Origin of the sequence: Agromyces luteolus, assembly GCF_009729855.1 — a bacterium.
Classification (GTDB): domain Bacteria; phylum Actinomycetota; class Actinomycetes; order Actinomycetales; family Microbacteriaceae; genus Agromyces; species Agromyces luteolus.
Genome location: NZ_WODA01000003.1, coordinates 1 through 14,341 on the forward strand (window position 1 = coordinate 1; position 14,341 = coordinate 14,341).

A 14,341-nucleotide genomic window follows, 5' to 3' on the forward strand; every position below is an offset into this window, starting at 1 on the left:
GGTGCCGATGATCTCGGTCACGAGGTTCCACCCGTACGAGCGGATGGCGGGACCGGTCGAGAACACCGCCAGCTTCGTCGCGCTCTCCGGCTCGGCGTCGAAGTGCTGCTTGTAGCCCAGCCAGACGATGATCGCACCGAGGATCGCGCCGATCAGCTGCGCGCCGATGAACGTCAGGACGCTGACGATCGTGACGGGCACGGTCGTGCCGAACGCCGCGTTGCCGAACTCGGTCGCGCCGTTGGCGACGAGCCCCAGGGTGACGGCGGGGTTGATGTGCGCGCCCGAGGCGTAGGCGACGATGACGCCGGCGAAGACCGCGAGGCCCCAGCCGATGTTGACCATGAGGAACCCGCCGTTGTAGCCCTTGTTCTTCGCCAGGGCGACGTTCGCGACGACGCCGCAGCCGAGCAGCACGAGCATGGCGGTGCCGACGAGTTCCGAGAGGAACAGCACTCCGAGATTGTCCACGTTGACCTTTCTGGGTAGGACCGGACGACCCGGGGGCGGGTCGCCTGGGTGGGCCGCATCGGAGCGGCCCGGATGAAACGTACCCGCGGAATCCGCCGATCATCGGCGGATCCGCGTGCACATCCGTGCAGATTCAGCGCGCGGCGAGCTCCTCGAGCACGACGCCGTGGCGCTCGGCGAGCACGGTCCGCGCGTCGCCGACCTCGGCGGCGCGGGCGGCGGCGTCCCAGCCGAGCACGCCGCCGACGACGTCGGCGAGCTCGTCGAGCAGCGGCCCGGTGACGGCGCCGGTGAAGGCGAGGCTCGTGCGGCGGAGCACCACGTCGACGAGGTGCACGACGCGCTCGTTCGCGGCGAGCCAGGCGATCTCCTCGCGGGAGTACCCGGGCGCGTCCGCGAGCGGCGTCTCCGCGGCATCCTCGATCGCCTCGATGATCTGCTCGGCGCGCGTGCCGTACCGCTCGAGCAGCTGCTCGGCCCGCTCGCGGCCCACGCCGTCGCCGTGGCCGACGACCCACACGAGCCGCGCGGCATCCGTCGCCGGGTATCCGGCGCCGCCGCCGATCGGCAGGCCCTTCGTCGACCGCACCCGGTCGCGGCCGACGAGGCCGAGGACCTCGTCGGCGAGGTGCTCGGCGAGCGCGCGGAACGTGGTCCACTTGCCGCCGACGAGGCTGATCAGGACCGTGCCGGGCCGCTCCGCGACATCCGCCCGCTCGATGCGGTAGTCGCGGCTGACGAAGCCTGGCTGGGTGTCGTCGTGGCGCGGCAGCGGCCGCACGCCGGAGAACCGGAAGACGATCTGCGAACGGTCGACCGGGATGCCTGGGAAAACGTGCGCGATGAGGTCGAAGAAGTAGTCGACCTCCTCCTCGGTGCACACGGCGGGCGTCCGCATGTCGTGCTCCAGGTCGGTCGTGCCGACCATGACCCGGCCCTTCAGCGGGTAGATCAGCACGATGCGGCCGTCGGAGTGCTCGAAGAAGATCTCGCGTCCACCGGTGGCCGCGAGGAGCTCGTCGTTGTCGAGCACGATGTGCGAGCCCTTGGTGCCGCCCATGAAGCGCGTGTCGCGGCCGAGCTGCGCGTTGGTCAGGTCGGTCCACGGACCGGACGTGTTGACGACGACGTCGGCGGCGAGGTCGAACTCCTCCCCCGTCACCCCGTCGCGCACGCGGACGCCGCCCGCCCCGAGGCCGACGGCCTCCAGGTGGTTGGCGGCACGCGCGTGCGCGCCCGCGGCGAGGCCGTCGTGCAGCACGTCGAGCGCCAACCGCTCCGGGTCGTGCATGCTCGCGTCGTAGTAGGTCGCGGTGTACTTGAGCTCGGGGTTCAGCGCGGGCAGCTCGGCGAGCGATTTCTTCGCGCCGAGGAAGCGGTGCCGCGGCACCGACCCGCCGTCGCGCGAGAACGCGTCGTAGATCGTGAGGCCGGCCTTGATGAGCGCGGCGCCGCGCTCGGTGGGCGTGCCCTGCCGGTGCGTGAGGAAGCGCAGCGGCGCCGAGAGGATCCCGGAGAACGTCGAGAAGATCGGCACGGTCGTCCGCAGCGGCTTGACGTAGTGCGGCGCGATGCGGAGCAGGCCGTTGCGCTCCTGCACCGACTCCTGCACGAGCCGGAACTCGCCGTTCTCGAGGTAGCGGATGCCGCCGTGGATCATGTGGCTCGAGGCGGCGGATGCCCCCGAGACGAAGTCGTCGCGCTCGACGAGCACGACGTCGACGCCCTGCAGGGCGAGGTCGCGGAACGTGGCGATGCCGTTGATGCCGCCGCCGATGATCACGACCTCGGCGGTGGGCCGGGCGCGCAGTGCGGAGATCTCCGCACGGGAGCCGGGAGCGGGCGTGGGGCGGTTCGTCGTCGGCGACGTGGTGCGCGACATCGCTGTCCTTTCGAGCTGGGTCACGCCGGGTTGCGTGGAGTCCCCGGCTGTGGATGAATACATCGTGGCAGCGATGAACATGCTTGCAAGCCGAATGAACAAACGTGCAGGGGGAGACGAGATGGTCGTGACGGATGCCGCGGGCCCGACGGCAGGGCACGAGCTGCCGACCGGGAAGACGCGGGACGCGCTGCGCGCGGCGCACCTGTACTACCTGCAGGACCTCACGATGGACGCCATCGCGAAGGAGCTGCACACCTCGCGATCCTCGGTCTCGCGCCTGCTGAGCCACGCGCGCGCGACCGGGCTCGTCGAGATCTCGATCCACTCGCCGCTGGACCTGCCGAGCCGGCTCGAGCAGGACATCCTCGAGCGCCACGAGGTCTCGGCGCACGTCGTGCCGGTCCCCGACCACGCGAGCGACGTCGACCGGCTCGAGCGCGTGGCGCTCTCCGCTGCACGGATTCTCACCCGGTTCATCGACTCGAACCAGACCATCGGCGTCGCGTGGGGCTCGACCATGAGCGCCATGAGCCGCCACCTGGCCCCGAAGGCGACGCACAACTCCGAGATCGTCCAGCTGAACGGCGCGGGGAACCTCCGCACCACCGGCATCCTCTACGCCTCCGAGCTGCTGCGCCGGTTCGGCGACGCGTTCGGCGCGCGAGTGCAGCAGTTCCCCGTGCCGGCGTTCTTCGACGATCCGGCCACGAAGGAGGCGTTCTGGCGGGAACGGAGCACCAAGCGCCTCCTCGACCTGCAGGCGTCGATGGACGTCGCGATCTTCGGCATCGGCTCCCCCTTCGCCGAGGTGCCGAGCCACGTGTACCAGGGCGGCTACCTCGAGCGCGCCGACTACCAGGCGCTCTCGCGCGACGGCGTCGTCGGCGACGTCGCCACCGTGTTCTACCGGGCGGACGGCTCGACCGACGGGATCCCGCTCAACTCGCGGGCCACGGGCCCCGACTTCGGCGTCCTGCGGCGCGCGCCGCGGCGGATCTGCGTGGTCTCCGGGCAGGCCAAGCTGCCGGGCCTCACGGGCGCGCTCGCGGCCGGGCTCATCACCGACCTCATCGTCGACGAGGGCACCGCTCGGCGCCTCGTCGAGGATTCCGCCGTCGAGGTCGGGACGCCGCCCGAGCGATCGACCGGCACCGCGATGGAATCGTGATCCCGGAACCCGGAGCGGCAGGGTAGGTTGGCCCTCGCGACTGCCTGATCGTCGGCGCGAGAGGACCGCATGCACCACCCCGACATCCCGGAGACGACGACGGCGACCCCGACCCCGACTTCGACGGGGTGGGACGGACGTCCGCCCGCCGACGCCCCGCCGGCCCCGGAGGGCGCGGTCCCGTTCGTCATGGTCCCGTCCGAGCCCCGGGAGCCGCGCATCCCACGGCGCATCGGCGGACTGGCCGCCGCCGGCATGATCGCGGCCGTCGTCGCGGCCTGGGCGATCGGCCATCAGGTCGTCGCGACCGCCGTCCACGCGGAGGCGTGGCCCGTGTGGGCCGCCGCCGACGCCGCCTACGACGAGGCCGCCGCCGACTACCGCGAGACCGCCGAACGAGCCGAGAGCGCGATCGCCCGCGGCGACGCCCTCGTCGGGATCGCGGTCGGCGACCTCGTCGCCGAGGAGGATCGCGCGAACCTCGAAGCGCGCATCGACGAGGCCCGCGAGCTCCTCGCCGATCGACCCTCGAGCCCCGGGATCGCGGCGCTCGGCGATCCGGGGTCGTTCGCGCCCGCCTGGGAGCGGTACGCCGACCTCGTGAGCATGATCGACCTCGTCCCCTCCCGCGAGGAGGCGGCGGCGCGCTACGGCGCGGCACGCGACGTCGTCGCCGGTGGCAGCCTTGCGATCGCCGACGCGACGGAGACCCTCATCGCCGGCACCGAGGCACGCGCGGTCGCGGCGGTCGAGCAGAGCCCGTCGGCGACCGTCGCGTCGCGCGTCGCCGTCGACGAGGCCCTCGCCGGGCTGCGCCGGTCGCCCACGACCTCGTCCGGCGACTCGAGCCGATTCGCCGATCTCGCGGCCGCCGTGGACGAGCTGCACGCCTCGCACGCCGCCGAGGTGGCGCGACTGGCCGAGTTCCCGGTCCGCGCCGAGATCGAGGCGTTCGCCCGGTCGATCTCGTTCGACGTCCCGTTCGACGTCACGTGGGCGTACGAGGTGGGCGGGTTCTCGAGCGACGGGTACTACTCGGGCACGGCCGAGTTCTTCCAGGACGTCGACGGCGAGGGCTGGGGTCTCATCTCGCTCACCCACAGCATCGAGGAGGCCTGGTCGTTCGACGAGAACGCCGAGGCCGTCGTCGTGCACGAGGTCGGGCACGTCCAGGTGCTCCGCGAGGAGTGCGCGACCATCTTCGACGGCCCCGAGTTCGCGGGCGACCACGAGGTGTGGGCGACGGCCTGGGCGATCGGGATGGGCTACGACCTTCCGGGCGCGGGCATCGAGGCGTACGGTCGGCCGAGCGACGCCCAGATCCAGGCCTCGACCGCCTGCCGCTGAGCGTCCGGCGGGTCGGCGGCCTCGCCGCCGTCGCGGCCGGCCGGGGAATACCTCCGGCATCGACGCGTTGACCTAGAATCGAACACGTAACGTGCTCCGGGGTCGGTGCAAGTCCGAACCGGCGGTGAAAGTCCGCGAGCCGCGAGCGCGTGACCATCCGGTCGCGCGCGGACGGTTGATCCGGTGGAATTCCGGAACCGACGGTGAAAGTCCGGATGGGAGGCAGCACGTGTCGGCGACGCCATGCGCGTGGTCGACCGGTCCGGCGATGCCCGGGCGCCCCGGAGCCTGGAAGGCAGGCGACAGGCGATGACCACGGCCACGCGCGCGGCGACGGATGCCGCGACCATGCGCCGGGCGCTGGAGCTCGCGGAGCGCGGCCCGGCGAGGGGCGTGAACCCGCGCGTCGGGTGCGTGATCCTCTCCCCCGACGGCGACGTGCTGGCCGAGGGCTGGCACCGCGGTGCGGGCACGGCGCACGCCGAGGTCGATGCGCTGTCGAAGCTCGCACCGGGCGCCGCACGCGGCGCGACGGCCGTCGTCACGCTCGAGCCGTGCAACCACGTCGGCCGCACCGGGCCGTGCGCGCAGGCGCTCGTCGACGCCGGCGTGGCACGCGTCGTCTACGCCGTCGACGACCCGGGCCGGCACTCCGCGGGCGGTTCGCGCACCCTCGAGCAGGCCGGCGTCGACGTCTCGCGCGGCGTGCTCGCCGACGAGGTCGAGGGGTTCCTCGAGGACTGGCTCTTCGCGACCCGCGAGCGCCGGCCGCGCGTGACGCTCAAGTGGGCGTCGAGCCTCGACGGCCGGGTCGGCGCCGCCGACGGCACGAGCCGCTGGATCACCGGTCGCGAGGCGCGGGCCGACGTGCACCGTCGCCGGGCGAGCGCCGACGCGATCGCGGTCGGCATGGGCACCGTGCTCGCCGACGACCCGGCGCTCACGGCGCGCGACGACGACGGTGCGCTGCTCGACGACCAGCCGGTCCCGGTCGTGTTCGGCGTGCGCGCGATCCCCGCCGGCGCGGCCGTGCTGCGGCATCCGCTCGAGCCGATCACGCTCGCCGGCGCGGATCTCGCCGACGACCTCGAGCAGCTGCAGCGGCGAGGCATCCGCTCGCTCTTCGTCGAGGGCGGCCCGACGCTCGCGAGCGCCGTCCTCGCCGCCGGCCTCGTCGACGAGCTCCTCGTCTACCTCGCGCCCGCCGTGATCGGCGGCCCCCTGACCGCGATCGGCGACATCGGCGTCGCGACGATCGCGGAGGCGCAGCGCTTCCACTTCACCGACCTGGTGCGACTCGGCGACGACGTCCTCGTCGTCGCCCGGCCGGGCACGGCCGCGCACCCCGATACCCCCACCCGAGAGAGGGTCTGAGAATGTTCACCGGAATCATCGAGGAGCTCGGCGAGGTCACGCGCGCCGAGCCGGCCGCCGACGTCATGCGCGTGACGGTGCGCGGTCCGAAGGTCGTGGAGGGCGTCCGCCACGGCGACTCGATCGCGGTCTCGGGCGTGTGCCTGACCGTCGTCGACGCCGACGCCGAGACCTTCACGGCCGACGTCATGGCGCAGACGCTCGCGATGTCGACGCTCGACACCGTCGAGGCCGGCCGCCGCGTCAACCTCGAGCGCGCGGCGCTCATCGGCGATCGGCTCGGCGGGCACATCGTGCAGGGCCACGTCGACGGCACGGCCGAGGTGCTGCAGGTCACGCCCGGCGAGGCGTGGAGCGTCGTCCGGTTCTCGCTGCCGGCGCCGCTCGCCGCGCTCGTCGTCGACAAGGGATCGATCGCCGTCGACGGCGTCTCGCTCACGGTGAGCGGCCTGGGCGACCCGCCGGAGGGCTCGTGGTTCGAGGTCTCGCTCATCCCCGAGACCCTCTCGGCGACCACCCTCGGCGCGCTCGAGCCGGGCGACCGGGTGAACCTCGAGACCGACGTGCTCGCCCGTCACGTGCAGCGGATGCTGCGCCTGGACGCGCACCGCGCCCTGCCGTCCTCGCTCGCCGAGCCCGGCGAGTCGGGCTGGGGGTTCCGCGCGGACGACCCGGCGTCCTCGTCGATCGGAGGCCACCGATGAGCCTCGCCACGATCCCCGAGGTGCTTGACGCACTGCGTGCCGGCAAGCCGGTCATCGTGGCCGACGACGAGGCGCGCGAGAACGAGGGCGACGCGATCATGGCGGCCGAGTTCGCGACCCGCGAGTGGATCGCGTGGATGGTGCGCAACACGAGCGGCTACCTCTGCGCGCCCATGCCGAACGGGGTCGCCGACCGGCTCGGCCTCCCGCTCATGGTCCAGCGGAACGAGGACGTGCGCGGCACGGCGTACACGGTCTCGGTGGACGCCGCGGACCGCACGTCGACGGGCATCTCGGCCTCCGATCGGGCGCACACGCTGCGCGTGCTCGCCGACCCCGACTCGACGCCCGACACGTTGATCCGTCCGGGGCACATCCTCCCGCTCCGCGCGGTGGACGGCGGCGTGCGCGAGCGCGCGGGCCACACCGAGGCGGCCGTCGACCTCATGCGACTCGCGGGACTCTCCCCCGTGGGCGTGATCGGCGAGCTCGTCGCCGACGACGGCGAGATGATGCGGCTGCCCGGGCTCATCGAGCTCGGCGAGCGCGAGGGCCTGCCGGTGACGACGGTCGCGGCCCTGGTGGACTGGCTCCGCGACCGCCACGGCGGGCAGGACCTCGCGGCCGGCGAGACGCCGGTGGCCATCGACGAGTCGCCGAGGGTGCAGTTCGAGGTGGAGACGAACCTGCCGACCATGCACGGCACGTTCCGCGTCCGCGCCTACCGCGACCGCAACACGGGTGCCGACCACCTGGCGATCATCGCGGGCGACCCGGCGAACGATCCCGCCGGCGCGATCACGCGCGTGCACTCCGAGTGCCTGACCGGCGAGGCGATCGGTTCGCTGAAGTGCGAGTGCGGACCGCAGCTCGACGCGGCGCTCTCGACGATCGCGGATCGCGGCGGAGTCGTCGTGTACCTCCGCGGGCACGAGGGTCGCGGCATCGGCCTCATCAACAAGCTGCGCGCCTACCGCCTCCAGGAGGGCGGCCTCGACACGCTCGACGCGAACGTCGCGCTCGGGCTGCCGATCGACGCGCGCGACTACACCGCGGCGAGCGCGATCCTCGACGACCTCGGCGTCGACCGGGTGCGGCTGCTCACCAACAACCCCGAGAAGGTGCACCAGCTCGAGGCCCACGGCATCCGGATCACCGACCGACTCCCGCTCGTGGTGGGCGTCGGCGCGGTCAATGCCGGCTACCTGGAGACCAAGCGCACCCGTATGGGACACGCCATCGACGACCGGCAGCTGACCGAGGCTGCGGCGGACGAACTGCTGAAGGGACATGCATCATGAGCGGAGCCGGATCACCTGAACTCGACGTCGACGGCGAGGGCCTCGAGGTCGTGATCGTCGCCGGGAGCTGGCACGACGAGATCTCCGACGGCCTGATCGCGGGGGCGACGCGCGCGCTCGAGGCGGCGGGGGCCTCGTTCGAGCTGGTGCGCGTGCCGGGCAGCTTCGAGTTGCCCGTCGTGTCGAAGGCGGCCCTCGAGGCCGGCGCCGACGCGGTCGTGGCGCTCGGCGTCATCATCCGCGGCGGCACGCCCCATTTCGAGTACGTCTCGTCGGCCGCGACCGACGGCCTCACACGGGTCGCGCTCGACACGGGCAAGCCCGTCGGCTTCGGCGTGCTGACCCTCGACGACGAGCAGCAGGGCCTCGACCGCGCGGGCCTGCCGGGCTCCAAGGAGGACAAGGGCCGGGAGGCGGCCGAGGCCGCGATCGCGACGGCGAACACGCTGCGCGCCATCCGCGGCTGAGCACCGGCGTCGAGCGGCGGGTCACTCCGCCGGACGCCGCCGTCGCCGGCGCCTCGCGCCGAGCCATCCGGTCGCCCTGCCCCACGCCCACCAGGCGGCGAGGCCGACGGCGAACGAGGCGACGATCGCGAGCGGCGGCGACCACTCCTCGATGGGCGGGTACACCTGCCAGTGCGTCAGGTAGACGAACATCGAGGCGGATGCCACGGTGCCGAGCGCGCCGGCGAGCACGGCGGGCACCGGCAGGCTCGTCACCCAGATGAGCACGCCGAGGCCGACGATGACGATCCCCTCGCGCACCGGGTCGCCGAAGAAGCCGGGCACCGTCGCGAGGACGATCGCGCTCGCGGCCGCCTTGCGCGGCAGCGTCGTCGAGCGGGCGACGAGCCAGCCGAGCGCGATGAGCCACGCGATGGCGGGGAGCGCGTAGCGCATCGGCGACGAGGGCGTGATGCCGCCCGAGACGACGTAGCGCACGACGAGGGCGATGCCGAGGACGGCCAGCGCGAAGGCGAACGGGTGGCGCCGTTCCAGCCTCGTGACGCCGGGGACCGCGAAGAGCGCGGCGAGCCCGACGATCGACCACACGAGCGTCTCGAGGAACCAGAACTGCCACTGCTCGCTCCACGCGGTCGCGCCGGGTACGAGCTGGTTCGACAGCAGCACCGTCGCGGGATCGTACGTCCGGGCGATGAGTGCGACGCCGCCGATCCAGAGCACGGCCGGCACCGCGATGAGCGTCGCGCTGCGGAGGAGGCCCCGCACGCGCCGGCGGCGCTCGGGGCGTTCGTCGCCGACCCCGCCTGCGGAACCGCCGAACCGGAATCGCGCGAGGTTGAAGCCGGCGACGGCGAGCAGCAGGTGCGCGCCGCCCTTCAGCTGCACGACGTCGGCGTGCGTCGCGACGATGAGCAGGATCGCGACGGCGCGGAGCACCACGGAGGTCTCGAGCCGAGCGATGCGGCGACGCCGCGGGGCCGCGGGCGGGAGCGCGGCTCGCTGGGCGTGCGTCCGCGTCGGCTCGTCGCCCGGAGACGAGCCGAGCGCGTCGACGGCGGGTTCGGCGCTGAGCGCGGGCGGGGCGAACGAGCGGATGCTCCGGCTCGGCCAGTCGGCGGGCAACGCGCCGATGCGCTCCTCGAGGCGCAGCGCGAGCTCGACGTAGTTCAACGAGTCGCCGTCGAGCGAGGCGAAGCTGTCGTCCTCCGTCGCGTCCGGCCGGCCGAGGAGCTCGGCGTAGAGGTCGCGGAGCTCGGCGACCGAGGCGGCCGGTGTCGCGACCGGAGCGTCGGCCGGCGACGACGGAGCGGCCGGGGCATCCGTCGCCCGGAGCAGCGTCGCGTGGGCGCGGAGCGCCGCGTGGTCGGGCTTGCCGTTCGCGGTGCGCGGGAACTCGGCGAGCGCGTGCACGTCGAACGCGTGCACGGGCAGGCCCGTGTGCCGGGCCACCGCGTCGCGCGCCGCATCGACGAACCGGTCGTGCCGCACGAACCCGACGAGCCGCTCGTCCAGGGCGACGGCGCGCGCCTCGAGTCCGTCGGCGGCGAGGAGCCGCTCGATCCGGTCGAGGTCGAGGCGCAGCCCGAAGCTCTTGACGAATCGGCTCAGGCGCCCGGTGATCTCGAGCAGGCCGTCCTCGCGGCGGCGCGCCAGGTCGCCCGTCCGGAGCTCGGACAGCTCGGGGCCGCGGGCGAGGTCGGCCGGCGACTCGGCGTAGCCCATCATCACGTTGGGTCCGGAGTAGACGAGCTCCCCCTCCCCGGCAGCCGCGCCGGGGACGGACTCGTCGATGCGGAACGAACCGCCCGGGATCGGCACGCCGATGGCGCCCGCGGCCGTCTCGGCGAGCGCCGGCGGCAGGTACGCCATGCGGGCGGTCGCCTCGGTCTGGCCGTACATGACGTAGAGGTCGAAGCCGCGCTCCCGCCCGAAGCGGGCGAGGGCGCGCACCTTCTCGGGCGCGAGGCGTCCGCCGGCCTGGGTGACGTACCTGAGGTCCGGCAGGTCGCGGCGAGCGAAGTCGGTGGACTCGAGCAGTTCGTACGTGTACGGGACGCCCGCGAACGAGGTCGCGCCGAGGCTCGCGAACTCGTCCCAGAACGCCGGCTCGACGATCGAGCGGTCGGTGAGCAGGAGGCTGGCGCCCGTGACGAGGTGGCTGTTCACGACCGAGAGGCCGTAGCAGTAGCCGAGCGGCAGCGTCGTCGCCGCCCGGTCGTCGGGGGTCAGGCCGAGGTAGTCGGCGATGCTCCGCGCGTTCGACGTCACGTTCGTCCGCGACAGCCGCACGAGCTTCGGCGAGCCCGTCGAGCCCGACGTGCTCGCGAGCAGCGCGAGCTCGGGATGGAACGCGCGGGGCGTCCCGCCGGAGGCATCCGTCAGCTCGAACCCGGCCTCGTCGGCGCGGACGACCACGTCGGGCGCGTACCGGCCGACGAGTGCGTCGAGCGCCGCGCCGTCGACGCCGGCCGGCAGGAGCAGCACGGGGTGACCGCCCGCGAGCGCGGCGAGGTAGGTGACGACGGCCTCGACGGTGTTGCCGCCCGACAGGAACACGAGACGCCGGCCATCGCCGAGCGCCCTGCGTCGATCGTCGATCCGGTCGCGCAGCTCGGCGTAGTCGATCCGGGTCGTGGGCGTCACGAGCGCCGGGGCACCGGGGTCGCCGCCGAGCAGGTCGAGCGCGGGCTCGGTCCTGGTCAGCAGCATGGGCATGGCACCTGTCCGGTTGGGAGGGGTCGTGTCCGCCGGATCGACGGAAGGTTAGGCTTACCTTACGCGATGGCCGCGAGGCGTCGAAATCCGCGACGAACGGTGACGCGCGAGCGCGCGGCATCCGTCACCGACCGACGCATCGCACCGGCGCCGCCGCTCGTCGCACGAGCGCCGCCGCTCGTCGCATCCGGTTCGTCCCGTCGCGGAGCGCCCGCGTAGGTTGTGGTGGTTGCCACAAGCAGCGGATCCACTCGGCCGCCGCGGTGCGGCGCCCGATCGACGCGCCCCGCGAGGGCCTCGCTCCCCATCGGAAGTCTCCCGCACCGCAATGACCGCAACCCAGTCCCCCGCCGACGCCCCGGCCACGACCCCCGCCGCGCCCGTGAACTCGCGCGGCCGGGTCGTCCTCGCCAGCCTCGTCGGCACGACGATCGAGTTCTACGACTTCTACGCGTACGCGACGGCCGCCGTCCTCGTGTTCCCGATCCTCTTCTTCCCCACCGGCAACCAGACCACGGCGCTCCTCGCCTCGTTCGGCGTCTTCGGCGCCGCGATGATCGCACGCCCGATCGGCGCGATCGTGTTCGGCCACTTCGGCGACAAGCACGGCCGCAAGGCGACGCTCGTCGCGTCGCTGCTCGTCATGGGCATCGCGACGTTCCTCATCGGGCTCCTGCCGACGTTCGGGCAGATCGGCTGGTTCGCGGCGCTCATGCTCCTCGTGCTCCGCCTCGCGCAGGGCTTCGCGCTCGGCGGCGAGTGGTCGGGCGCGGCGCTCGTCGCGACCGAGAACGCCCCGGCCGGCAAGCGCGCCTGGTACGGCACGTTCCCGCAGCTCGGCGCACCGCTCGGCTTCATCATCGCCAACGGCCTGTTCCTCGCGATCAACCTCGCGGCGCCCTCGCGCGAGTGGTTCTTCGAGTGGGGATGGCGCGTGCCGTTCCTCTTCTCGGCCGTCATGGTCGTCGTCGGCCTCTGGGTGCGCCTGCGGCTCGTCGAGTCGAGCGCCTTCACCAAGGCGAGCGAGAAGGGCGCCATCCGCAAGCTGCCGCTCGGCACGGTCTTCCGGCACAACTGGCGCGAGCTCGTCCTCGGGACGTTCTTCATGCTCGCCACCTACGTGCTCTTCTACCTGATGACGAACTTCACGCTCTCGTACGGCACGAAGGCCGCCGACCTCGAGACCGCGAGCGCGGCCGCGCAGGCCGCCGCAGAGGCATCCGGCACCGCGTTCGACGCGAGCGCCTTCGCCGCGCAGTTCTACCCGGGCCTCGGTTTCGGGTACGCCGACTTCGTGACCATGCAGATCATCGGCGTCGTGTTCTTCGGCGTCTTCACGCTGCTGTCCGGTCCGATCGCCGACTCCATCGGCCGTCGGCGCCTGCTCATCTGGGTCACTTCGGCGATCATCCTGTTCGGCCTCACGTTCAACCTGTTCCTGATGCCGCAGCTCGACCCGAAGTTCACGGGCGCGCTCACGCAGGCGTTCCTCGTGTTCGGGTTCATGCTCATGGGCGCGACCTTCGGCCCGATGGGCGCGCTGCTGCCCGAGCTGTTCCCGACGAACGTGCGCTACACGGGATCGGCGATCGCCTACAACGTCGCCTCGATCCTCGGCGCCGCCGTCGCACCGCTCATCGCGGTCGCGCTGTGGGCGGCGGCCGGCGGCGAACCGTGGCCGGTCGGCATCTACCTCTCCGCGATGGGTGTGCTGACCCTCGTGGCGCTCCTCGTCTCGAAGGAGACGAAGGACGTCGACTACGAGGCCGCCGGCGTGCCGGCCGACGGTCGGCTCGCCGAGGGCGAGGCCGAGGCCGCGTCGCTCTAGCGACGGCCCGACGCAACGACGAAACGGGGCGGATGCCACGGGCTCGACGAGCCCCGCGGCATCCGCCCCGTATCGTGCTCGTGACGGTCGGCTCCACCCCCTTCTCGCCATGTCGCCCGCGGCGTAGCATTCGGCTCGAGAGGGTCGCCGGGCCGCAGCGCCGGCTGCACCGACACCCGGCGCCTCGGAGACGGCGAGGTGCGGGATGAACATGACGATGGACATGATGAAGGGCGCCATGTCGGCGTCGGACATGCCCATGAAGGACATGGACATGTCGATGATGCAGGAGTGTATGGAAGCCCTCTCCGCGTGCATGCAGGCGTGCCTCATGTGCGCCGACGCCGACGCGGGCGAGGGCATGGGCCGGTGCGCCGCGATGTGCGCGAACTGCGCGGACGTGTGCGACACGATGATGCGGATGATGCTCCGCACCACCGGCTACGACATGCAGGTCATGATGTCGATGATGGAGACCTGCGTCACGATGTGCCGCGCGTGCTCGGCCGAGTGCATGATGCACGCCGAGATGAGCGAGCACTGCCGCATGTGCGCCATGGCGTGCGACCAGGCGGTCATGGCCATGGAGAAGATGATGGGCGCGATGAAGGGGATGATGCCGGCGAGCTGACGCGCGCCCCATCACGTCGACGCGGCCCAGGCGGCCGCGTCGCGTGGGTCAGGCGGCGTCAGACGGCGGCGACGTCGGCGTCAGACGGCGGCGACGCTGTAGCGGTCGTCGCCGCGGGCCAGCACGCCGTAGACGGGGTGCAGCGCGACCGGGTCGCCGGCCGCGAGCCGCCCAGTCAGGGCGCCGTGGTTCCACACCCGGTGCGCGCCGCCCTCGAGGTCGACGAGCTCGACGAACCCGTCGGACGCCGCCCTGACGACGACCGCGTCGGTCCACCGGCTCGCGACGATCCGCGAGAGGCGGTCCTGCATCGGGTGCAGCCCATGGCCCGGTCGCCCGCTCGAGCACGCCTCGCCCTCGACGCAGCCGCGCATGCCCATCGCGAGGCCCGTGCGGGACTCGGCGGCGGCGTGCGGGTGCTGCGGCGACATGGCGTGCTCCTCGGTCGGG

Annotated in this window: 12 protein-coding genes and 1 riboswitch; of the genes, 8 read left to right on the forward strand and 4 right to left on the reverse strand. The window is 72.9% G+C overall.

What is annotated here, in order from left to right:
• Together GLX25_RS02385 and GLX25_RS02390 are read right to left on the reverse strand one after the other, a co-directional pair.
• Positions 1–471, reverse strand: a 471-nt coding sequence (locus tag GLX25_RS02385) for an aquaporin (RefSeq protein WP_166548369.1), incomplete at its 3' end; no start/stop codon positions are given.
• 133 nt (positions 472–604) lie between these two features.
• On the reverse strand, positions 605–2,353 hold the full coding sequence (locus tag GLX25_RS02390) for a glycerol-3-phosphate dehydrogenase/oxidase (RefSeq protein WP_155840622.1): 1,749 nt from the start codon (positions 2,351–2,353) through the stop codon (positions 605–607).
• 121 nt (positions 2,354–2,474) lie between these two features.
• Between GLX25_RS02390 and GLX25_RS02395 the strand changes: the two genes are divergently transcribed.
• From GLX25_RS02395 to ribH, 6 genes are all read left to right on the forward strand, one after another.
• Complete coding sequence (locus GLX25_RS02395) at positions 2,475–3,524, forward strand: sugar-binding transcriptional regulator (RefSeq protein WP_155840698.1); 1,050 nt, start codon at positions 2,475–2,477, stop codon at positions 3,522–3,524.
• 69 nt (positions 3,525–3,593) lie between these two features.
• Positions 3,594–4,871, forward strand: a complete 1,278-nt coding sequence (locus tag GLX25_RS02400) for a hypothetical protein (RefSeq protein WP_155840623.1) — start codon at positions 3,594–3,596, stop codon at positions 4,869–4,871.
• Positions 4,872–4,958: 87 nt separating this feature from the next.
• Positions 4,959–5,104: riboswitch (FMN riboswitch) on the forward strand.
• 76 nt (positions 5,105–5,180) lie between these two features.
• Positions 5,181–6,245 (forward strand): bifunctional diaminohydroxyphosphoribosylaminopyrimidine deaminase/5-amino-6-(5-phosphoribosylamino)uracil reductase RibD, encoded by a 1,065-nt coding sequence (gene ribD / locus GLX25_RS02405; protein ID WP_240898103.1) that lies wholly within the window; start codon positions 5,181–5,183, stop codon positions 6,243–6,245.
• Positions 6,246–6,247: 2 nt separating this feature from the next.
• On the forward strand, positions 6,248–6,949 hold the full coding sequence (locus GLX25_RS02410) for a riboflavin synthase (RefSeq protein ID WP_155840624.1): 702 nt from the start codon (positions 6,248–6,250) through the stop codon (positions 6,947–6,949).
• Entirely contained in the window at positions 6,946–8,250 is a 1,305-nt protein-coding gene (ribA, locus tag GLX25_RS02415) for a GTP cyclohydrolase II (RefSeq protein ID WP_155840625.1), read from the forward strand. The genes GLX25_RS02410 and ribA overlap by 4 nt, the downstream gene beginning before the upstream one ends.
• Positions 8,247–8,717, forward strand: a complete 471-nt coding sequence (ribH, locus tag GLX25_RS02420) for a 6,7-dimethyl-8-ribityllumazine synthase (RefSeq protein ID WP_155840626.1) — start codon at positions 8,247–8,249, stop codon at positions 8,715–8,717. The genes ribA and ribH overlap by 4 nt, the downstream gene beginning before the upstream one ends.
• Positions 8,718–8,738: 21 nt before the next feature.
• Here ribH and GLX25_RS02425 read toward each other — a convergent pair whose 3' ends face one another.
• Positions 8,739–11,426, reverse strand: a complete 2,688-nt coding sequence (locus GLX25_RS02425; protein ID WP_166548370.1) for an AMP-binding protein — start codon at positions 11,424–11,426, stop codon at positions 8,739–8,741.
• Positions 11,427–11,760: 334 nt separating this feature from the next.
• Here GLX25_RS02425 and GLX25_RS02430 point away from each other — a divergent pair, with 334 nt between their 5' ends.
• A complete protein-coding gene (locus GLX25_RS02430) occupies positions 11,761–13,260 on the forward strand; it encodes an MFS transporter (protein WP_155840628.1) in 1,500 nt (499 codons plus the stop codon).
• Between the two features lie 205 nt (positions 13,261–13,465).
• Complete coding sequence (locus GLX25_RS02435) at positions 13,466–13,891, forward strand: four-helix bundle copper-binding protein (RefSeq protein ID WP_240898104.1); 426 nt, start codon at positions 13,466–13,468, stop codon at positions 13,889–13,891.
• An 80-nt stretch (positions 13,892–13,971) separates the two neighbouring features.
• Here the strand turns inward: GLX25_RS02435 and GLX25_RS02440 are convergent, their stop codons facing one another.
• Positions 13,972–14,322: a hypothetical protein gene (locus tag GLX25_RS02440; RefSeq protein ID WP_155840629.1), complete on the reverse strand. Its 351-nt coding sequence runs from the start codon at positions 14,320–14,322 to the stop codon at positions 13,972–13,974.
• Positions 14,323–14,341 lie beyond the last annotated feature (19 nt).

What these genes read in the sequence shown, in the direction of transcription:
- ribA (WP_155840625.1), top strand. Translation starts at nt 6,946, where the DNA reads ATGAGCCTCGCCACGATCCCCGAGGTGCTTGACGCACTGCGTGCCGGC.
- GLX25_RS02425 (WP_166548370.1), bottom strand. Translation starts at nt 11,426, where the DNA reads ATGCTGCTGACCAGGACCGAGCCCGCGCTCGACCTGCTCGGCGGCGAC.
- GLX25_RS02400 (WP_155840623.1), top strand. Translation starts at nt 3,594, where the DNA reads ATGCACCACCCCGACATCCCGGAGACGACGACGGCGACCCCGACCCCG.
- GLX25_RS02410 (WP_155840624.1), top strand. Translation starts at nt 6,248, where the DNA reads ATGTTCACCGGAATCATCGAGGAGCTCGGCGAGGTCACGCGCGCCGAG.
- GLX25_RS02390 (WP_155840622.1), bottom strand. Translation starts at nt 2,353, where the DNA reads ATGTCGCGCACCACGTCGCCGACGACGAACCGCCCCACGCCCGCTCCC.
- GLX25_RS02430 (WP_155840628.1), top strand. Translation starts at nt 11,761, where the DNA reads ATGACCGCAACCCAGTCCCCCGCCGACGCCCCGGCCACGACCCCCGCC.
- GLX25_RS02440 (WP_155840629.1), bottom strand. Translation starts at nt 14,322, where the DNA reads ATGTCGCCGCAGCACCCGCACGCCGCCGCCGAGTCCCGCACGGGCCTC.
- ribD (WP_240898103.1), top strand. Translation starts at nt 5,181, where the DNA reads ATGACCACGGCCACGCGCGCGGCGACGGATGCCGCGACCATGCGCCGG.
- GLX25_RS02435 (WP_240898104.1), top strand. Translation starts at nt 13,466, where the DNA reads ATGAACATGACGATGGACATGATGAAGGGCGCCATGTCGGCGTCGGAC.
- ribH (WP_155840626.1), top strand. Translation starts at nt 8,247, where the DNA reads ATGAGCGGAGCCGGATCACCTGAACTCGACGTCGACGGCGAGGGCCTC.
- GLX25_RS02395 (WP_155840698.1), top strand. Translation starts at nt 2,475, where the DNA reads ATGGTCGTGACGGATGCCGCGGGCCCGACGGCAGGGCACGAGCTGCCG.